The sequence below is a fragment of the Sulfuritalea hydrogenivorans sk43H genome (assembly GCF_000828635.1).
In the GTDB taxonomy this organism is placed as follows: Bacteria; Pseudomonadota; Gammaproteobacteria; order Burkholderiales; family Rhodocyclaceae; genus Sulfuritalea; species Sulfuritalea hydrogenivorans.
This window is the reverse complement of sequence record NZ_AP012547.1, coordinates 498,095-518,804: the sequence shown is the minus strand read 5'-3', so window position 1 is coordinate 518,804 and position 20,710 is coordinate 498,095. Positions and strand designations below refer to the sequence as shown.

Below are 20,710 nucleotides of genomic sequence, written 5' to 3'. Positions count from 1 at the left end.
CACGCTCACTGGGGACATTTCACGATCTCGGGTGGTGGTTTCAGGGTGGGGAAACACTTCAGTACAGCCCTCTCTATTTCGAGGCGCTGCACCACTTGCTGATGGTTCTGCCGTCCGCGCGCGGGGTGCGTCTTCTCGACTACATCGAAAGGCAAACGGGGTGGCGTGCTTCGCTCGCCGATGTGCGGAAAAGGTCGCCTTTCGAGTCCTGGCCAATTTCAGTCAGGCATAACTTGCTGGTTTCGGCGCTTTGGCTGCTCGACGACTGGCCTGAGCGCTTCGTGCGCGCGGCGACGGCGGCGGGATTGTCGCAGTCGCGGATTCTTCGAGGAGAGCTCCTGCCGTTCTGGTTCGAGTCTGAAATCCGCCTGAATCTGGGAGCGGGGTTTCCTGCACCGACGGGCGAGGAGGCAAGGCAGGCCGCGGCTTATCTGGTCAAAGATGGAAAGAAGATATCCGGTTGCGCGGTGGGGCGATTGATCGGTAGCCGCAATTCTGCAGCGGCGAGGGGCTATGCGAAAGACAAGCCAGTGGCGATGACCGATGCCGATTTTGAGCACGTGATCGATAAACTCAGTGTGGAAATCAAGGGACTGCGGCCGCGCAGTCCGAAGCGGTTGATCCTGCAGAGAGACAGGACGATTTATCGGCTGATGCGAGCCACGGGGTGGTCAGTCAAGAAGCTGCTTGGCATGACTGTGGGCGATGCTGCTGGTCTTGCTTCCACGCCAAAGGGGGAGAGAGAATATTCTGGGGAAGTTGCGGGTTTGCTGCTGACCTACTTGCGTGACACGCGGCGGCACTTGGCCAGTGAATGCAGGAGCGATGCGCTGTTCATCCAATGGAGAGGCGGTGTACTTTGTGGCAAGGTCTGGAGTTGCCGATCCCAAAAATGCAAAAAGCCTCCAAAGCCGGGTTCCCATGCCAATGGGCGTTCCCATCGAACTTAGCCTATTGCAGGAATACCACCGGCTTGTCCGGGGATGATTACACGCCTACGATCAACGCCAGTGGAACAATAGTGGTCGGCTGTCTCGAAGTGCGGATCAGGCCTGATTGACCTTACTTAGCAAGCCATTGGCCCGGTTGGCGATGGTGGCCGGAAGTAACAGTTCACTGATTCCACAAATACACCCTACCAGAAACGCCAAGGTGGGATTTGTCGCGAAGTCGGTAATCGAGTAAGTTCCCAAGCTGATCCGAACCACCCCAAGCATGAACATGATTCCTAGAATCATTGTCAGGCTACCCGCAAACAATAAGCGGATTGCGGGCAATAGGCGGTCAACGTCGGTTACGGTCAGGTCAGCGATCGTCGTCATGGACGATCACATCGCAGTTGACCGCTCTCTTCCCCGTGGTGCTCAATATGGCACCGTCACGCGAATCCACAACGACAGCGCGTACGAATCGTCGTATCCGTCCAAGTGAAAGTCAACACCTCTTCGGCTGTCTTGCGCGCCGGCGTTATTCCATTGGGAATAGATATCCCGCGCTGCGGCATGGTGGTTGCTCGCGGTCCTACCGCGAGGTCCTCTGGCGGAATGCCGCATTGCATCATCGGCAATGGATAGTTCCAAATGTTCTCCCATCCTCATGTAATTGAAGTCGGTGCATGCCAAGATAGCTCCATTGGGACGGCCGTGCGGCCATCTGAGTTTGGATCCGCCGAGGTGCGACGCTAGACGCTTGCCATCAAAGGGAGCCTTTGCGTTGCCGACGCTATTGGCATACTTCGGCTATGTCGATGGAGAATTCACAAGCTGACCCGGTTTTGCGCCAATAATGCTTGTCCAGCTCGGCTGTACAGCCGGCGTCCTCGAGCAACCGACCTTTGCCGTCGGCAGTGCAGACCAAAACGATACTGCGACGATCCCGCCATAGCACCCGAAGAGTAAAGCCGGCAAACGGTTCGAGCAAAGATGATCATGCCGCGTCGAGAACTCGAGGAACTCGCGCTCCGACAGATCTGGAGACGGATCCTTGTAACGGGCAGCAGAGTGTCTACGAGACTTGGGGCGATTCACTTCCAGCGGTCGTATTCACTTTTGTTCCAGAGCCAATCAGTGTTGCACCGGACAACATAGCGCGAAGGGTTTCGCTATTTATCGCGAGGAGCACGTCGAACCGATCCGGCCTATGCGTCGACTTCCTCAACTTGGACGATAATCGTAGTTTGTTCTGTTGGAGCGTCGTCGAATGAAGCCTTTCCTCATTTGCTCCCCTGGTCTTTCGAGCGGGAACGCGTCAGTGGTCGACCCAGATGGATCGGTGCGACAACCAGACAAATATGATGCGCCGCTACTCTTGGCCGGCAAGGAACAGCACAGTTTCCACGTCATGGCCAAACCGATCGGACCAAGCTGCAACCTGGATTGCACCTATTGCTACTATCTGGCCAAGGCGGATCTCGCCGACGGTTCTCGCAGCGGAAAGATGTCCGACGAAGTCCTCGAGCGCTTCATTCGCAAGTACATCCAAAGCGTTACAGCGAAGGAAGTTGTTTTCTCGTGGCAGGGCGGCGAACCGACATTGCTGGGAATAGGCTTCTTCCAGAGGGTGGTTGAACTCCAGAAGAAGTATGCCAAGCCGCATCAGGCGATCCAGAACGATCTTCAGACTAACGGTACGCTGCTCGATGATGAGTGGTGCCGGTTTCTTAGGGATAACCGATTTCTGGTCGGTTTGAGCATCGACGGCCCGAGGGAAATACACGACCATTTCAGGTTCGGCAAAAAGGGCCAGCCAAGCTTTGAAAAGGTCCTGAACGCGGCACATCTATTGCATCGGCATGGCGTTCCGTTCAATACGCTTACCTGCATCCACCGCGACAACGCTCGCAGGCCGCTCGACATCTATCGCTTCCTGCGCCGCGACATCGGCTCTACTAACATACAGTTCATTCCCATCGTCGAGCACAGGGACTTCAGAAGCGTTGCGCCGCAGACATGGAGGACCGATTCGTTGCCGCGGCAGGGGGAGCCAGCGGCGCAACCAGGGAGTCCGGACTCTGTGGTCACGGACTGGTCGGTTGCCCCCGATGACTGGGGCTATTTTCTGTGCAAGGTTTTTGATGAGTGGGCAAACAAGGATCTGGGCAAGGTTTTCGTCAACCACTTCGAAACTTTGGTTGCCCAACACCTGGGGCTCGCTTCGCAGATGTGTGTATATGCCGAAACATGCGGAAAGGGGCTGGCGATTGAGCACGATGGAACTATTTTTTCGTGCGACCACTATGTCTATCCGGAATATCGGATCGGAAAGATCGACGAGGGCGAACTTCGGGATACGGCGCTCTCCCGCGCGCAGGTCAAATTCGGCTACGCCAAGAGCGAAACTCTGCCCAGGCAGTGCCGCGAATGTGACTATTTGTCCGACTGCTGGGGTGAATGCCCCAAGAACAGAGTCATCCGTACCGCGGACGGCGAACCTGAACTGAACTATCTGTGTTCGGGACTCAAGAAGTTCTTCGGCCATGCGATTCCAAGGGTGGAGAGAATCGTTGCGGAAATTCGCAAGCACGGCGTGCGCCCACAGCCCAGGATGTAACGGTGCCAGGCGGTGCGGGCCCAAGCGCCACAAGCCGATCGCCGTGGGCTATCGTACCGAGAAGTAGCAATATGTATTGCGAAATTCGGGAAAAGTTGTGTAATCGGCCCCGTATTCTGGCGGAGTGGCCCCGGAGCGCAAGCAAGCGCCGGTCGCCCGTCTCCTACGTCAGACATGAATTGAGGAAGAGCATGGATATAGCTCGTTATTCCATTTCGGCTACCTGCGCCGCAGCTGCCCTGCAGCGCAACCGGGTGGACCACGTGGTTACGGTGCCCGACTGGGTGCAGCTGGCTTTGCACGACCGCCTGAACAAGGGCGTCGATGGGATCGCGGTCATTTCCTGCAGCAATGAAAACCAAGTCGTGACAGTGGCGGCTGGGCTGACGATAGGCGGCAAGCGCCCGCTAGTGATGATGCAGAACCAGGGTCTCTACAACTGCTTCAATACGCTGCGCGCAATCTCGCTGGATGCGCGTATTCCCATGGTCTTCATGGTCGGGCAGTTCGGTCGCGAATTTGAAAATATCGGACGGCCAGCCATTCAGTCCCGCCGTACGATGGTTCGCATCGCCGAGCCATTTTTGCGGGCCGTTGACGTTCCTTTCTACTGCCTGGATATGGAGGCGGACATGGCGAAGATGGATGTCGCTTTCGAACAGGCTGAGGCAGAGCGTACGGCGGTGGTGTTGCTTGTCTCGGCACCGATGGCATGGCGATAGATTGGAGACTCCGGAAGTGATGAATATCGTCCAGGCCTGCGGGGTTGTAGCAAAGGGCAAGGGGAACGCCATACTGGTTTCCACCATGCTGTCCATGTTTATCTTCGATCGCATCGAGGGTGCCGACGGAAATGCCTCACTGGTGCCAACTATCGGAGGGATGACCGGATTGGTGCTGGGACTGGGGGTTGCCAAGGCCAAGTCTTTGGTTGGGATTGCGCCGTCGGCGGCGGCTCAGGTGAGCGCCCCCGGCCGCATCAACTCCGTGCCGTTGATGGGTGGAGCGGCGGGACTCGGTCTTGGTCTGGCGTTGGCCAAGCCGAAGCGCAAAGTGATTGTCATGGACGGCGATGCCAGTCTCCTAATGGAACTCGGCTCTCTCGCCACTGTGGCTGCGCAGAAGCCAACAAATCTGCTGCATTGCGTGGTGCACAATGGCACCCAGTTCACCGGGCTGGACAACATGGAAATTCCGGTCGCGGACTTTCGGTTTTCCAAAGTCGCCGGGGAAGCGGGCTACAAGCATTCCGAACGCATTTCGGACGGTGCGCAGTGGGCTGAAAGGTTTCCCGCCCTGCTGGCAATGGAAGGCCCTGTATTCGTCGAGTTGATGGTCGAACCGGTGCCACGGCAGACCAAGGATGGATTCGAACACGAGGAAATGCCCGACCGCCAGTTCACCCGGATGGCCGAAGAAGCTCTCGCCATGCAGGCCTGGTTGGCTCTAGACCAAACATGAACGCGGATACCCGCACTTTCGATTACATAGTGGTTGGTGCAGGGTCAGCGGGTGCGGCGGCAGCTGCCCGGCTGTCGGAGAGCGGGCGCCATAGAGTGTTGCTGCTCGAAGCCGGGCCACGCGACAGGAGCTTCTGGAGCCGGATGCCGCTCGGCGTCGCGAAGCTTCTCGAAAAAGAGAAATACATACGTTCCTTCTTCACCGAGCCTGATGCACAGATGCATGGGCGCCGGATCTATTGGCCGCGCGGCTGGGTGGTGGGTGGCTCGTCGACGGTGAACGGCATGATCTGGGTGCTCGGCACTCCGCACGAGTATGATTTGTGGGCTGGGGATGGTTGTCCGGGTTGGTCCTATTCCGACCTGTTGCCGTGGTTCAAGAAGGTCGAGAGCTACGAACCGGGGGATGAACGTTACCGCGGCCGAAGCGGCCCGGTGACGGTGACCGAATTTCAACCGGTTGATCCGCTACCGGACCTATTTCTCGATTCGGTCCAGGCGGCCGGCGTGGCCCCGCGCGTCAAGGATTACAACGAGTGCGGCTACGGCGGCAGTTATCTGCAATTCAACACCCGGCGGGGCATCCGCTGCAATACCCGTATGGCCTATCTCGACCCTGCCGCGGGACGCACCAACCTCGTGCTGAAATCAGGCGTTCTGGTGACGCGAATCATGCTCGAAGGCAAGCGTGCAGTTGGCGTGCAAGCCCGCATCGGCGGTCGCGAAGGTGTTTTCAGGGCAAGGCTCGAGGTCATCCTCTGCGGCGGCGCCTTTAACTCGCCGCAACTGCTCGAACTTTCCGGTATCGGCCGGCGCGAAGTTCTAGCTAGGGCCGGAGTGTCCCTGCAACATGAACTGGCCATGGTTGGAGAAAACCTGAGCGAGCATGTATATAGCCCGGTCTGCTTTCGAGTAAAGCCGGGCTATAGCTGGAATACGTCGTTGACCAGTCCGTTGGGGCAGCTTCGCGCCGGCATCCGCTGGATATTCAAGCACGACGGCCCGCTCACCACCGGAACGATTACCGCACAGACCTTTGCAGCATCGACGCCCGGAACGGAGCAGGCAGACATCAAGATCCAGGTGCAACAGGTATCGTCAGACTCGAACCGCGGTCCGGGCAAAATGGAACTCGATAGATTCGACGCAATAACGATAGCCTCGTTCCAGATTCGGCCACGCTCGCGCGGCAGTTGTCATATCGCGGGCGCGGATCCGGGCGCCGATCCGATACTCGTCTCGAACCACTTCACTCATCCGGAGGATATCGATGTCTGCCTCAAGGCCCTCAGGCTGTCTCGCCGCATTGCGGCAACCGCTCCGCTGAGTGGAATCATTACGGGCGAAGAGCGGCCGGGCCCCAAGGCTGGCAGCGACGAAGCCATGATCGACTACCTGCGTGCCACTGGCGCTACAGCCTATCACCCGGTGGGAACCTGCCGCATTGGCACCGATGCTGCGCAGTCCGTGGTCGATACCCGGCTGCAGGTGCACGGTATCGATGGCTTGCGCATTGCCGATGCGTCGGTGATGCCGACCATCGCGGCAACCAACACCAATGCCATTGCAATAGCCATCGGCGAACGTGTCGCCGCATTCGCGCTTGAAGAGCGCTGACACTCAGCCCCCTCAATCGAACATCCGGATGGTTGCCGCCAATTCATACCAGCCCGGGCGTGCATGGTCGGTCACGCTCCTGCTCGCCCTTTTCATGCACATCAATTTCGTGGACAAGATCGGGATCGGGCTCGTCGCGGTGCCGATGATGGACGAATTGAAGCTGTCGCCGACCGAGTATGGAGTAATCGCCGGCAGCTTCTTTTGGCTGTTTGCTGTTTCCGGCATAGTGGGCGGGTTCCTTGCTAACCGGTTTCACGCCAAGCCGATGTTGCTGGTAATGGTTGCCATCTGGTCCGTGGCGCAGCTGCCGATCATTTTTTCCTCATCGGTCGTCATGATCGTTATATCGCGCGTGTTGCTCGGCATCGGCGAGGGACCGGCGTCGCCCGTAGCGTTCCATGCCTGCTACAAGTGGTTCCCCGACCACAAGCGCAATCTGCCGATATCGGTGATCAACCTGGGTTCGGGGTTGGGGCTGCTGGTGGCGGGAATCGGCATGCCGCTTATCACGGCCAACTGGGGGTGGCGCGCCAACTTCATCGCGATGGCGATTGTGGGGGTGGTCTGGGGAGTGTCGTGGCTGATTTTCGGCGCGGAAGGGAACGTCGTGACCGACACGGCCTTGAACGCCGGCGCCATGGACGGGAGGGGAAAGCCCGGGCGCCTGCCCTACGGCGTTCTGTTGCGTGATTCGACCGTGGTCGGTGTCATTGTCATGCATTTTGTCGCGTACTGGGGTCTTGCCCTGACCTTGACCTGGCTGCCCGCCTACATGCAGAAGGGCTTGAGCTTCGATGCGGTAACGTCCGGGCAGTTGTTTGCTGCGACCGTGGTGATAGGAATTCCCTTGAGCCTCGGCCTCTCCGGTTGGTCGCAGCGGATGTTGAGTTGTGGCGTATCGGCTCGTATGGGCAGAGCCGTACTGTGCAGCATGGCTTTGCTCGCGGGCGGACTGCTGTTTCTTGCCCTGCCGTGGCTTCCGCTGGAAGGTTCGCAAAAGGTGATTCTGCTGGCGGTTGCGTCCGGGCTGACGCCGGTGATCTATTCGCTGGGTTCGGCAATGATGGGATCGGTGACGCCGGATTCACAGCGCGGAAGCATGTTGGCAATCGAGAATTCCATCGCATCGCTGGCGGGCGTTTTCGCACCCGTGGTGATGGGGAACCTGATCGAGTATTCCGCCGGGCCGATCGCAATGGGTTACGAGCGCGGGTTTGCGGTAAGCGGCGCGCTGCTTATCGTGGGCGCGCTCACCGGACTGATCTGGGTCAATCCCGAGCGATCCATACGGCGGCTCGCGTCGATAAGCCAAGCAGCGGTCTGAGCCGACCAAGCGACCAGTAGTGTGCCGTGTCGGGTAGACCAGACCGAGCGGCCATCGACTCCCGCCCGCAATATGCACCGTTTGCGCGACGGCCATCGCCGAACCTGGTTGGCTGCCGCTAAACGCTGGCGATAGCGTTGGACGGATTCGCCGTAGTACGCTTTTCGATTAGCGGCAGATCCGATATCTTCCGTATCGACGCCATGATGGCCTTGTTCTAGTCGATGAGGTAGATTGGCGATGACCAACACATGTGCCCATCTTCGGTTCGCGCGCGGACATAAAGCGGATTGTCGCGGCCTTTGGCCAGTGGGATCTGAACTGCCTTCTCCAATGAATACATCGTGTTCTGCTCGGGTAAGCGATATATTTTCACCCGCCGGCCCAGCCCCCCGGCTTCAAAGCGCAGTTCCTCGCTACCGATGCCTTCGATAAGGACGGCGGCTTTGACCGGTTCGGTATTCAACAGGATCTCGCCGCCACGCGGGTGCGAAAGCCAGATCTCGATTCCGCCGAACCCTCCGGTAGTTAGGTATTCCCATCGCAGATGCCTGTCATCCGGCATGTCGAGGCACTTGTCCAGATTCCACCAATTTATGGGGACGATACGCTCTATGGCATTGTCGTTCAGCGCCAAATTTCCGTCCCAAATCGTTTGGCGCCCGCGGCCACGATATTCGGATCCCTCCCAAAGAATGCGAATACGCCGACTCGCCGCTACGTCGCCTTCAGGCACGAAGTCTTTGACAACGGTACCCCCATTTAGAATTTCGACCCGTTCCAGTGGCGATGCGGCATGCAGGGTAATGTTAAGACACGTTTGATGGCCTTCATATCGAGCGATGTCGCCAATGCCCAGTGAATCCTTGCGCTCGACAACGTTGCCGCCCATCGCCGGATCGTCATCGAACAAATCGCCCCCGCCATCCAAATTGGCCGATACATCGAGAATCAGCCGACTCCCTGTGGTGGCGTAGTGACGCCGGTGGCGAAGCGCGTCGAGAATGCTTTCCCGCGTCAGTTCCTTCGCCAGGATGCAACTCAAACCGCCATACGCGCCGAAGAGTGAGGCGCCGGGATGACTGGCGCCTTGGCGTCCCTTATGTCCGTCGGAATTGGCCAGGATCCCGACGCGATATTGTTGATCGAAGGCGTCTTGCAGTAGCCACTCGAAGGTTCCCCAATCCGAGTGAATTTCAATCGAACGCTCCATGCGGCGGTTATGGGCCGCCTTTATGTCGGCATAGCGGCCGCCGATGTGCGCAAAGACCATGCAATCCTCGCCCTTCAGCGCTTCAAACAAGTCATTGGCAGTATGCGCGTCCGTGGCGACGTCGCTAAGGTCTTCGATCAACGCATGATGTGAGCGGTGTATCGCTCGCCCCTCGTCAGCAAACAGCACGTTGCGATCGCCTCCCAGGCTTGTGTTTCCGGACCACTCGTAGCCTGGAAAGACAATAAAGCGGCCGTCCTCGTTGAACTCCCGCGTGAGCCGGTTGAGCTCTTCCCAGAACTCTTGGGTAATCTGGAAGTCATTGCCTTGATGGCTCATGACGTCAAGGAACGCCCTGTCGCGCCCAAACAAAATGAAGTCCCGCGCAGAATTGGTACCGATAGTTTCCTCGGACTGCCCATGCAAGTCGGCCCAGTACGCCAGGCGCTGGGTTTGTGCTGCGATCTGGATCGGCCCGGAGCGCGCGACCACGGTTCCCTCGCTGGTTCGTACGTCGATGTGCATTAGTCCCGGAACGTGGCAGCGCAGCCCTTCGATGATCGTCGCATGACTTCCCGAATCGACAAGGATCTCGTTCGGAAGGCCTTCCACGGGAGCCGAAGAGTTCAGGCGAAATCTCCCGCTAACCAGATGACTCGGGTTTCCCCACTTGTCTTCACCCTTGAAGCCCAAGCGAAAAGCTTCGCCGACGCGCCGAATGGTTGGTCCCACGAGCACATACCTGACGGGACGCCCCGCGACAATTGCAACCGTTGGTTGTTCCAGCAATTCGATGAAGGTGTATGTGGCCCACGGGTCCACAAGCACCTTGAACTCAAACGTGTGCTCGCAAAAGGTCTGTACCCGCATTCCGGGGGAGCCGCTGCGCCGGTCGCCAAGTCGCACGATGATCTGATCACCTTCACGCAAAAATCCTTTGACGACGCGAATGAACAGTGTTTTGTCCCACGGACGCACATTGCGCTTGCCGTCGTACTCCACAGCCAGGGCCGCGCCGTTGCTCGCCTCGACCGTGACAAAGTTTGGACCGGCGGGATCATCGAATTGGGGCTTGCCCATGTCGCTGGCGAAGCGATGAACGATCTTGAGGCTACCGGTATCGTCTATGCCGAAATAGCCTGCGGTATAAGTCAGCACGAACTCCTGAAAGCTCCCGGCCTCGAATTCGCCGACAGGGGAAATGCGCGCCGACCCCGCACTTTCGGCCATATAGGACGTCGGGTGCGCGGAGTGTGCCATGGTGTCACGGTATCCAAGAGATATGTTGTCGTGGGGCAAGTTGTAGATTAGGTGTTTGCTTGCAATACATATTGTGTAAAGCGCAAAACCATTTGCTACTATTTGTTACCGAGCGACTGACGTTTCGCTCACGGGTCGTGGCTCCCATACCACGATGGAGTCTCCCTTGACGAGGTGACCGGAATGGATATCAATTGGTTGCGCGACTTGATCGAAGTGCAGGCGCAAGGTAGCTTCAGCAAGGCCGCCAGTGCGCGTCATGTTTCATTGTCGGCTCTGTCGAGACGCATTCAGATGCTGGAAGCATGGGCCGAACATCCATTGATCGATCGTAGTTCCTATCCGGTGCGCCTAACGCTCGCTGGTCAGGATCTGTTGCCGGTGGCGCAAGCAGTCACGGGGCAAATCGATCAGGTGCGGATGCGTTTGCGCGGCGTTGCGGCGGAGAGCAAGCAGATTCGCTTTCTTGCCCCCAATTCCGTGGCAGTGGCTCTGTTTCCGCGCCTGCTTTCCCTATTGCAGCAGGTGCTCGGTCCGCTGCGGGTCAGCGTGACGCCGGGTAACTTCAACGAGGTGATGCAGCGGTTCAATCATGGAGAAGCAGACTTCGCCTTGTACTACCTTTGCCGCACCTTCATGCCTCGTGAGACGTTCTCCAAGACCGTGTCGGCATTGGTTGCCCGCGATGCCCTGTTGCCTGTGGCAAGAAGCGCCAAGACCGCCCGTGGCAGCAAGGCCGACCAGTGGAAAGTGATCATGCTCGACGACACTTCCTATCTCGGCCGTGTCGCTCGCGCTGTGATGCTGCACCATGATCTCAATTACGAAATCGGTGTTACCGCCCCCCAGATACTGGCAATTCATCAGTTTGCTGTCGAGGGTGCGGGACTGGCGTGGCTGCCGGCTTCCTTGGTCGAGGAAGACTTGGCGAGAGGCCGCCTGACTCGGGTGCTGACAGAGATCAAGCCGGTGGCCATCGAGACTTACGTAGTGCGCCAGTCCGCTCCTCTGGAATTGGCTCATGAGCGGGTGTGGGAGTCGTTGCAGGAATATGGACACTCCCGCAGAATCATGGATTTCACAAAACGTATTGCGTAATTAGCAATTTCACCGGACAGGCGCGGCCTATTCTGACCAGACAACAATAATGGATTCGGAGGAAGGCTCATGAAGCAGCGCCATGTCTTTCATTACGTCGGCCCTACGATCGCTCTGGTCTTGGCTGGCGTATCCTTGTCGGCTGCCGCCCTGGATTTCAAGTTTGGCGACGGGCTCGATGCCAAGTTCAATGCCACGGTGACCGCCGGAACCATGATTCGGACTGAGGCGCCCGATAGCGGTGTCTACGGTTCGCTGGCCGGACCGCTTGTCGGGCTGCCTGCCGGACAACTGGGGACCAATGGCAACAGTAGCGATCTGAACTTCAAGAAGAACAAGCCGGTATCGACAGTGCTCAAAGGTGTTGCGGACCTGGAAATCAAGGGGGAAGCATTTGGCGTGTTTGTCCGCGCCATGGCTTGGGATGATTTCGAGCTCAAGAGCGGAGATCGTCTCTACGGCAACATCCCCAACGGCTTCCAGCAGAATGCCCCATTGAGCAACGCCGGGTTTGCCTCTGAATCAAGATTCAGCAATGCCATCATCACCGATGCCTATGTATTTGGCAAGGCCAGTGTGGGCTCGGCTTCCATGTTGAGCGGGCGTGTCGGTCGGCAGGTGGTCAATTGGGGCAAGGCGCAGTTCACCGGCGGCGGCATTAACGTGATCAACCCGGTCAATCTCGCAGCGCAGCAACGTCCGGGAGCTCTGCCCGAAGAAGTTAAGATACCAGTCGGAATGGTCTATCTCGATCTCGCCAACGGCAAGCAGTGGGGGCTGGATGGCTTCATGCAGTACGAGTTCCGTCAGACGGTCTCCCCTGGATGCGGAACATTCTTTGTGACCGCCAACTATTTGCCGACCGGGTGCAACTTTGTGGCTGTGACCGGGGCAAACGACCCGGCTTCGCTCAGCACCAACCGCTATCTGCATCGAAGTGCCGATATCTTGGCGAGGGACTCGGGGCAATACGGCCTGTCGCTGCGTTATTCAGCCGAAAGCCTGAATACCGAGTTCCGCGGCTATACCATGAAATACCACAGCAGAACGCCCAGCCTGCGCGGAACCATCGCCAATGTTGCCGGCGGCTACGGAACTTTCAACCCGGCTACCAACAACTTAACCCGCATCACAGACCCCAACGGCGCCAAGTATGGTCTGATCTATGTTGAGGACATCCGCCTTTACGGTGTGAGCTTCGACACCAGACCTACGCCGTCGCTGCGCGCCTATGGGGAAATCGCCTACCGTCCGAACCAGCCGCTGAATCTGAATGCATCCGACCAGATCAACGCGTTCACCACGCGTTCAGCGACTTCGGCGTTGCAGCTTGCAAAGAACGTCAATGCGATTGCGCCTGGCGGCACCTTCGACGCCTATGACCGGTTCAAGGTCACCACATTAAGTTTGGGTGCCAGCAAGGTGTTCGACAAGGCCCTCGGTGCGGAACGGGTTACCCTGACTGGGGAACTGGGCTGGAGCCATGTCGGCGGGCTGCCCGATCTCGGAGTGCTGCGCTATGGCCGTTCGGACATTTATGGTATTGCTGCTATCAACGGCCAAGTCTGCACCGACACTACCGTGGCGCAGAAGAGTTGCGCCCATGACGGCTTTATTACCAGCAACGCCTCGGGATACCGCGTTCGCGTTTCGGCCGCCTACCCCGCCGCTTTCTTCGGTGCAACACTGACGCCGACCGTGACGCTGGCTCAGGATGTTACCGGCTATTCCTATGACGGAAGTTTCGTCAAGAACCGCAGAACCATCATCGCGGGAATGCGCAGCGAATGGGACAAGAAATACTACGCGGATATCCAGTACACACAGTATTCCGGCGCCAACTACTTCACCTTGATCGACCGGGACAACGTAACGCTTGTCCTCGGCATGAAGTTCTGAAAGTGCGGGCGGGCAACAGCATCGCCGAGGGTAGCCATCGAATGGGGCGAAGTAAGATCAATCCGGACAAGCTGATTTGTGCGGCATTGGTCAGCCTGGGCATGGCCGGCGCGGCCAATGCGCAGGAGGTGCTCCCCAGGCCGGATACCGCCTTCAAGGGGAAGATCGGCGTCACGCGCCTCGATTCCACCCCGGCGTGGCAGGCGTTTCCCGAGCCAAAAAAAGACGCCCCGAACGTCCTGCTGGTACTGCTCGACGACGTCGGCTTCGGTGCGACGTCCCTCTTCGGCGGACTGGCAAGGATGCCGAAACTGGAGCAGCTTGCCGCCGAAGGAGTGCGTTACAATAACTTCCACACCACCGGGGTCTGCTCGCCGACGCGCGCGGCCCTGCTTACCGGACGCAACCATCACCAGGTGGGGTGGGGGCGGCTTCAGGAGCATCCGGCTGGCTTTCCAGGCTATACGACGCTCTGGAAGAAGGAAACCGCTTCGGTGGCCGAGGTGCTGCGACTCAACGGCTACAGCACGTCGGCATTCGGCAAGTGGCACAACACTCCGAATTGGGAGATCAGTCCGGCCGGCCCCTTCGATCACTGGCCGACGGGACTGGGCTTCGAGTATTTCTACGGCTTCCTCGGCGGCAACGCCAGCCACTGGGAGCCCGCCCTGTTCCGCAATACCTTGGCGGTCGACGTCCCCGTCCGGCCGTCACAGGGGTATCACTTGACGACCGATTTGGTCAACGACGCGATACGCTGGCTGCATGATCACAATGCGGTTGCCCCGAGTCGGCCGTACTTCATGTATTTCGCCACCGGTGCCGTGCATAACCCGCACCACGTGCCGAAGGAATGGATCGCCAAGTCCAGGGGCCGCTACGATCAAGGTTGGGACAAGTTCCGCGAAGAAGTCTTCGAGCGGCAGAAGAAACTGGGCATCATTCCCGCCGATGCGCTGCTTACGCCGAGACCGCCGGGACTGCCGGCTTGGGACAGTCTCGGCGCCGACCAGAAGAAGCTCTATGCGCGGCAGATGGAAATCTACTCGGCCTATCTGGAGCAAACCGACCATGAGGTCGGGCGCCTGATCGACGAGGTCAGGCGCGCACCGGACGGCAACAACACCATGGTGCTGTACATGGTCGGCGACAACGGTGGCAGCGCCGAAGGCACGGTCGACGGTTCCGCCGTCGGCAGTTGGGCAATCGCCTCGCGTTTCAAGGAAGGTCCGGAGACGCTTCTGAGGTACGCCGACGATCTCGGCGGTCCGAACCACGACAACCACTACGCCGCCGCCTGGGCGTGGGCCACGTCGACACCATTCCAGTGGATGAAGCAGGTGGCCTCGCACTTCGGCGGCACCCGCAATCCGCTGATTGTTTCGTGGCCCGGTCGGGTCGGCGCGCCGGAGCGCGTCCGCCGCCAGTTCGGTCACGTCAACGACATCGTGCCGACGATCTATGAAGCCGCCGGGATTTCACCGCCAGACATCGTCAATGGTGCGGCACAGAAGCCGCTGGAGGGCAAGAGTCTGCTTGCGACCTTCACCGACCCGCAGGCTCAGGAAAAGCACCTGACGCAATACTTCGAAATGTTCGGCAATCGGGCCATCTACAAGGACGGATGGATGGCCTCCGCCAAGCGCGATTACGAACCGTGGAACATCTATGTCCAGGAACTGAGGGTACTCAATCCGACTTTCGAGAAGGATCGCTGGGAGCTCTACGAAGTCAGCAAGGATTTCAGCCAAGCCAAGGATCTGGCGGCGACGAATCCAGAAAAGCTGGCGGAACTCAAGGCCGAGTTCGACCGCGAAGCCCGGCGTAACGACGTCTACCCGCTCGTGCCCATTCCCCAATTTCCATTGACCTTGGTGGCCAAGCGCAAGGCGTTCAGGCTCGCCGGGGATGTCAGCCGTTTGCCGGCCGAGGCAATTCCCGATCTGGCAGGCCGTTGGCATCGTATCGAAGCAGATATCGCTGTGCCGGTCGGCAGTGTTGCCGGCGTGATTGTCGCTCTCGGGGGGCGCACCGGGGGTTTCAGCCTTTACGTCAGGAACGGTCGCCTGACCTACGAAAACAACGCCTTGGGACGGATACACCAGACAATCGTCGCCGACCGGGAGCTCCCGCAAGGCCAAGTCCGGGTCGCCTATGAATTCACGCCCGAAATCGGCACTGCATCGGTGCCGATCGGATTGCACGCGGAGACGACCGTACCAGGTGTCGGGCGCCTGTACATCGGAAGCACGCAGGTGGCAGAAGGAAAGCTGGAAAAGTTTGGGGCCTACAGTCGAAAGGAGAGCCTGGACCTCGGGCAGGATCGCGCTTCACCCGTGAGCAATTCCTATGAGGCGCCATTCCGGTACGTCGGAACAATTGGCGAAGTACGTTTGGATGTTCGCTGACGCGCTATGAATCCGTTGCCTATCAAGGAAGGCGTTTGTCGGGAGGCAAGCGCGCGGACTGAGCGGTGGGCGGCTCAGGCGGTGCGAACGACGAGCCGGGCCGATCCGCACTTCACGGTCCTCGCCTGGTACAAGGGATTGATGGCGTTCAGCGCGCTGGGCGACCTGGAATCCGCCCGGATTCTGCTTGAGCGATTCGAGAAAACAGGTTCGCGGCCCGGGGATTTCCATGCTGCAGGCGACATGACGGTCGCCGAGGCGCTCATGCCGCCCATTTCCCGCTACAGCTGGTCGAAGGCCTTTTCGGCAGCACTGCGCGTGCCGATCGGTCTCTGGCGCAACTACAGAAATGCCTGGCTTGCCTACGGTGCGCATCGCCTCGGTGTTCCGCATCTAAGCGAACCGACGTTGGACTTGCTTGCGGGCATCCTGTCGCCGCAGTTGGGCGCCGTGCCCCATAATGACCTGCTCGACGTAGCGCAGCGCCACTATGATCTTGGAACCAACGCCAGCGTCGCCCATGCCATGATCGGGGCCGGTCGGATGGAGCTTGCGTCACAACTAGGCCTGTTCCTCACGGATATTGTCATGAGTCAGCCAGCCGACACCGCGCGCATCTACCAGGCCAGGGACTTCCGCGGGCAACCACTGAGTGTGGCGAACAGCACGCTGATCCAGCGCCAATATTGGGTCGAGGTGGGCGCACCGGATCAGAGCTACTGGATACTGGGCTTCACGCTGAAGGTTTTCGCGATGCTTTTCAAGGCGACCGGGCAGGCCGAGTGGCTGGCTCCGGCCGAGAGAATTCGTATATGGCTGGGGCGCTGTCATGCGGATGCCGTGACCAACATTACCTGCGCCAAACTTGGCTGGGGCGCCGCTGAAATGTTTGCCGTAACGAGGAAAAACGTCTGGCGCGACATCGCGGTGAAGAGCATCGCCCACGTGGCTAACTCACAATCGCCTTCCGGCATCTGGATCAGGTCGGATTACCCTTGGTGGTTCCCACAACCCATACTTGTGAGCTTGGACACGTCGGTGGAACGCATGTTCTATCTGCAGGAAGTACCCCGCGCTTTGCGTGACGGCGGCATGCCGTTGGCGAGTTGACAATGGAAAGGATCTGGCTCGCGCAATATCCCGACGGGGTGCCGCCGGTCATCGACCCCAACGCCTATCGCTCCATTCCGCACCTCATGGAACAGAGCGCAAGCAAGTTTCGCCACAGGGAAGCCTACCGTTGCATGGGCGCCAGCCTGAGCTTTGGCGACGTTGATGACCTGTCACGCCGCGTCGCGGCGTGGCTGCAGTCGAAAGGTCTGGCCAAAGGCGCGCGGGTGGCGGTGATGATGCCCAACGTGCTGCAGTATCCGGTGTCGATCTTCGGCGTTCTGCGCGCCGGATGCATCGTGGTCAATGTGAATCCCCTCTACACGTCGCGCGAGCTTGAGCACCAGTTGAATGACTCGGGCGCGGAAGCGATCATCGTGCTGGAGAACTTTGCCGCCACGGTTCAACAGGTGATTGGCCGGACGCGGGTTCGTCATGTGGTCGTCGCGACCATGGGAGACCTGCTCGGACCGAAAGGTCTGCTGGTCAATTTCGCTGTTCGCAGGCTGAAGAAGCTGGTGCCGCCGTTTCGGCTGCCGGACGCGACTTCCTTCAAGGCGATGGTCGCCAAGAGCGCCCCCGATTCTCTTGCCGCGGTTGATGTGGGTCCGGAGGACATCGCCTTCCTGCAATATACCGGCGGCACGACGGGAGTCTCGAAAGGCGCCATGTTAGTGCACAGAAATATTATCGCCAACCTTGAGCAGGTTTCGGCATGGCTGGCGCCGCTGATTGACGAAAGAAATCCGCATGTCATCGTCACGCCGTTGCCGCTTTATCATATCTACTCGCTGACCTGCAACTGCTTGATGATGATGAAGGAGGGCGGCTGCAACCTACTGATCCCGAATCCACGTGACATACCTGGCTTCATAAAGGAGCTTCGACGCAATCGCTTTACCGCGATAACCGGACTCAATACGCTGTACAACGCGCTGATTCACCACCCCGAATTTGCCAGCATCGATTTCTCCGAGCTGCGGATGGCCAGCGCGGGCGGGATGGCGATGCAAAAGCCTGTCGCCGATCGTTGGCAGGAGCTGACCGGGGTTCCCATTCTGGAAGGCTATGGTCTGTCGGAAACGGCGCCCGTGGTTACCAGCAATCCCGCGACGGCCACGGGTTTTTCCGGCACGATCGGCCTGCCTGTGCCGTCCACGACCGTCAGCATCCGCGATGACGAAGGATTGCCGTTGCCCCCCGGACAGGCAGGCGAGATTTGCGTTGCGGGGCCCCAGGTTATGACCGGCTACTGGCAGCGTCCGGATGAAACAGCTCAGGTGATGGCGGCCGACGGCGCCTTCATGACAGGCGATATAGGAGTGATGGACGAGCGGGGCTACGTGAAAATCGTCGATCGCAAGAAGGACATGATTCTAGTTTCGGGTTTCAATGTCTACCCCAGCGAAATAGAAGAGGTTGTCTCCGCCTGCCCCGGCGTCGGAGAATGTTGTGCCGTTGGAGTGATCGACGCGAAGTCGGGCGAAGTGCCCAAGATATTTGTTGTCAGAAAGGATCCGGCGCTGGGCGAAAAGGAACTGATCGAGTATTGCCGCAAGAACTTGACCGCCTATAAACAACCGCGGCATTTCGAGTTCAGGACCGAGCTTCCGAAAAGCAATGTCGGCAAGATCCTTCGGCGTACGCTGCGCGACGAGGCAAAACAGTAAATGCGGCATATACGATTCCAGTGATAAATGTTGATGGTCGCAATTCACACGCCGCTCGGGATTTCTGCGATTTTTTGAATGGAGACGGTCAATGAATGACAAACTAATTTCGCGTCTGGCCGCTGCCCTGCTGCTGGCGGCATTGGTGAAGGTCCCTGTTCAGGCGCAGGCGGCGGGCACACCGCCCAACATCGTCATGATCATGGCCGACGACGTAGCGCCTTTTGACATTTCGGCCATTCATCGTGGACTTGGGGCGGTGAATACGCCGAACATCGATCGCCTGGCGCGCGAAGGAATGATCGTCAGCGACTACTATGCGCAACCCAGCTGCACAGCCGGGCGCGCCGCCTTTCTCACCGGACAGTACCCGATCCGCACCGGCCTTACTTCCGTCGGGACGCCGGGCGCAAAGATCGGCCTGAAGCCGGAGGATCCGACGCTTGCCCAGATGCTCAACGCGCGCGGCTACAACACCGCCCTGTTCGGCAAGAGCCATGTCGGCGATCGCAACGAGTACCTGCCGACCATGCATGGCTTCGGTGAATTCTTCGGGATTCTGTACCACCTCAACATGATGAACATGGTCGAGCAGCCCGAGTTCCCGAAAGAGCCGGGATTCGCCGGGCGTCCGCGCAACGTGCTTTACACGAAGGTGACGGATCAGGACGATGCGACCGAGGATCCGCGCTTCGGCCGCATCGGCAAGCAGTCGATTGAAGACAGGGGCATGCTCGGCGCCAAACGACAGGAAACCTTCGATGACGAGGTACTGGCCGCCGCCTCCGACTGGCTGAATCGTAGTCGCCGCAGCGGCAAGCCATTCTTCCTGTGGTTTGCGCCCACCCGAATGCATCAGCCGACCAACGTCAGCCCCGAATGGGAGGGCAGGAGCGGCCACAGCCGCTATGCCGACGGATTGCTGCACCTCGATTCGATCGTCGGCAAGCTACTCAAACAACTTGACGACATGGGCGCCGCCAAGAACACCATAGTCATGTTCACCGCCGACAACGGAGTCAACCTTGCGCACTGGCCGGACTCAGGCACGCCAGCATTCCGTGGCGAAAAAGGCACGACCTGGGATGGCGGATTCCGCGTGCCGATGCTGGTGCGCTGGCCCGGCCATGTTCAGGCCAACTCGTGGACCGGCGAGTTCATGACCTCGGAGGACTGGTTGCCGACGCTGATGGCGGTCGCCGGCGACACCGACATCAAGGAACGCTTGCTCAAAGGCGCCAAGATTGGCGAGAAGGAATACAAGGTCCATCTGGACGGCTACAACCAGGTTGATATGCTGACCGGCAAGGGCAAGAGCAAACGACATGAGTTCTTCTTCTATGCCGAGACCAGCCTGAACGCGGTTCGGGTAGACCAGTGGAAGGCTCATCTAGCCGTCAAGAACTCGTGGCTGGGCGGAACGGAAAAGCTGGATGGCGGCATGTTGATCAACATCAAGCTCGATCCCTTCGAGCTGACTCCGCAAACCGGCGGCCATCTGCAGTGGGAGAAGGAGAAGCAATACATCGTGCCGATGGTCCTTCCGCACGTGGAAGCCTATTTCAAGAGCCTTAGGGATTTCCGGCCGCGCCAGCGCGGCACCGGGATCGGCGCGGCATTGATGTTCAACAACTGATGGAGGAAACATGCGAAAGATATTGAGAGGAGTTGTATCAGTCTTGGCGATTACCGGCTTGGGTGGCTTTGCGGCGGGTGCCGTTGCCGAAGCGCCTGCGGACAAGATTGCAAGCACGAGCGCTGCTAAGGACACGGCGGGTGCAGGGCAATTCAGCCTGCAGACGCCGATTGAAATCATGGTTGAGGATCCGGGCGCAAGGGATGTGCTTGATCGCATCTTGCCGGGCCTGACCACCCATCGCATGTATGAGACCTTCAAGTCCATGAGCCTGGAAGCCCTGCAGGGGATGGCGCCGAACCTCCTAACCTCCGATCGGCTGAATAACGTTGCCGAGGCCCTCGCCAAGCTAGTTGCACCAAAGACCAACTGATCGAGTCCGGAACGGGCAAGCTATTGAGGACCAGACTCATGAGACCGGAAATACCACAGCCGCTAAGGACGCTGGCACGCCACTGCCGAC

The 20,710-nt window shown here is 59.0% G+C and carries 15 protein-coding genes; 13 read left to right on the top strand and 2 right to left on the bottom strand.

What is annotated here, in order from left to right:
* Positions 1–95 precede the first annotated feature (95 nt).
* On the top strand, positions 96–950 hold the full coding sequence (locus SUTH_RS02565; protein ID WP_148312831.1) for a hypothetical protein: 855 nt from the start codon (positions 96–98) through the stop codon (positions 948–950).
* Between the two features lie 96 nt (positions 951–1,046).
* On the opposite strand, the gene SUTH_RS02560 is transcribed toward SUTH_RS02565, so the two are convergent.
* Positions 1,047–1,322, bottom strand: coding sequence for a hypothetical protein (locus tag SUTH_RS02560; protein ID WP_041096858.1), 276 nt, complete (start codon positions 1,320–1,322; stop codon positions 1,047–1,049).
* Between the two features lie 877 nt (positions 1,323–2,199).
* Between SUTH_RS02560 and SUTH_RS02555 the strand changes: the two genes are divergently transcribed.
* From SUTH_RS02555 to SUTH_RS02535, 5 genes are all read left to right on the top strand, one after another.
* Positions 2,200–3,549, top strand: coding sequence for an anaerobic sulfatase maturase (locus tag SUTH_RS02555; RefSeq protein WP_171817298.1), 1,350 nt, complete (start codon positions 2,200–2,202; stop codon positions 3,547–3,549).
* Positions 3,550–3,740: 191 nt separating this feature from the next.
* Positions 3,741–4,271: a thiamine pyrophosphate-binding protein gene (locus tag SUTH_RS02550; RefSeq protein WP_041096856.1), complete on the top strand. Its 531-nt coding sequence runs from the start codon at positions 3,741–3,743 to the stop codon at positions 4,269–4,271.
* 19 nt (positions 4,272–4,290) lie between these two features.
* Complete coding sequence (locus SUTH_RS02545) at positions 4,291–5,010, top strand: thiamine pyrophosphate-dependent enzyme (protein ID WP_052473128.1); 720 nt, start codon at positions 4,291–4,293, stop codon at positions 5,008–5,010.
* A complete protein-coding gene (locus SUTH_RS02540) occupies positions 5,007–6,626 on the top strand; it encodes a GMC family oxidoreductase (RefSeq protein ID WP_041096854.1) in 1,620 nt (539 codons plus the stop codon). Before SUTH_RS02545 ends, SUTH_RS02540 begins: the two co-directional genes overlap by 4 nt.
* A gap of 28 nt (positions 6,627–6,654) precedes the next feature.
* Entirely contained in the window at positions 6,655–7,953 is a 1,299-nt protein-coding gene (locus tag SUTH_RS02535) for an MFS transporter (protein ID WP_041096852.1), read from the top strand.
* A gap of 217 nt (positions 7,954–8,170) precedes the next feature.
* Here the strand turns inward: SUTH_RS02535 and SUTH_RS02530 are convergent, their stop codons facing one another.
* Positions 8,171–10,426, bottom strand: coding sequence for a DUF3604 domain-containing protein (locus tag SUTH_RS02530; protein WP_052473127.1), 2,256 nt, complete (start codon positions 10,424–10,426; stop codon positions 8,171–8,173).
* A gap of 183 nt (positions 10,427–10,609) precedes the next feature.
* On the opposite strand from SUTH_RS02530, the gene SUTH_RS02525 reads away from it, so the two are divergent.
* The 7 genes from SUTH_RS02525 (at position 10,610) to SUTH_RS02495 (ending at position 20,620) form a co-directional block, all read left to right on the top strand.
* Positions 10,610–11,524 (top strand): LysR family transcriptional regulator, encoded by a 915-nt coding sequence (locus SUTH_RS02525; protein ID WP_041096848.1) that lies wholly within the window; start codon positions 10,610–10,612, stop codon positions 11,522–11,524.
* Between the two features lie 69 nt (positions 11,525–11,593).
* The gene (locus SUTH_RS02520) at positions 11,594–13,423 is read left to right on the top strand and encodes a DUF1302 domain-containing protein (RefSeq protein WP_041096846.1); all 1,830 of its coding nucleotides are present in this window, start codon (positions 11,594–11,596) and stop codon (positions 13,421–13,423) included.
* Positions 13,312–15,831, top strand: a complete 2,520-nt coding sequence (locus SUTH_RS02515; protein WP_197539636.1) for an arylsulfatase — start codon at positions 13,312–13,314, stop codon at positions 15,829–15,831. Before SUTH_RS02520 ends, SUTH_RS02515 begins: the two co-directional genes overlap by 112 nt.
* A gap of 6 nt (positions 15,832–15,837) precedes the next feature.
* Positions 15,838–16,941, top strand: coding sequence for a hypothetical protein (locus tag SUTH_RS02510; RefSeq protein WP_041096844.1), 1,104 nt, complete (start codon positions 15,838–15,840; stop codon positions 16,939–16,941).
* A gap of 2 nt (positions 16,942–16,943) precedes the next feature.
* Positions 16,944–18,611, top strand: a complete 1,668-nt coding sequence (locus SUTH_RS02505) for a long-chain-fatty-acid--CoA ligase (protein ID WP_041096842.1) — start codon at positions 16,944–16,946, stop codon at positions 18,609–18,611.
* A 91-nt stretch (positions 18,612–18,702) separates the two neighbouring features.
* Positions 18,703–20,247: an arylsulfatase gene (locus SUTH_RS02500; RefSeq protein WP_041096840.1), complete on the top strand. Its 1,545-nt coding sequence runs from the start codon at positions 18,703–18,705 to the stop codon at positions 20,245–20,247.
* A gap of 10 nt (positions 20,248–20,257) precedes the next feature.
* Positions 20,258–20,620: a hypothetical protein gene (locus SUTH_RS02495; RefSeq protein ID WP_052473126.1), complete on the top strand. Its 363-nt coding sequence runs from the start codon at positions 20,258–20,260 to the stop codon at positions 20,618–20,620.
* Positions 20,621–20,710 lie beyond the last annotated feature (90 nt).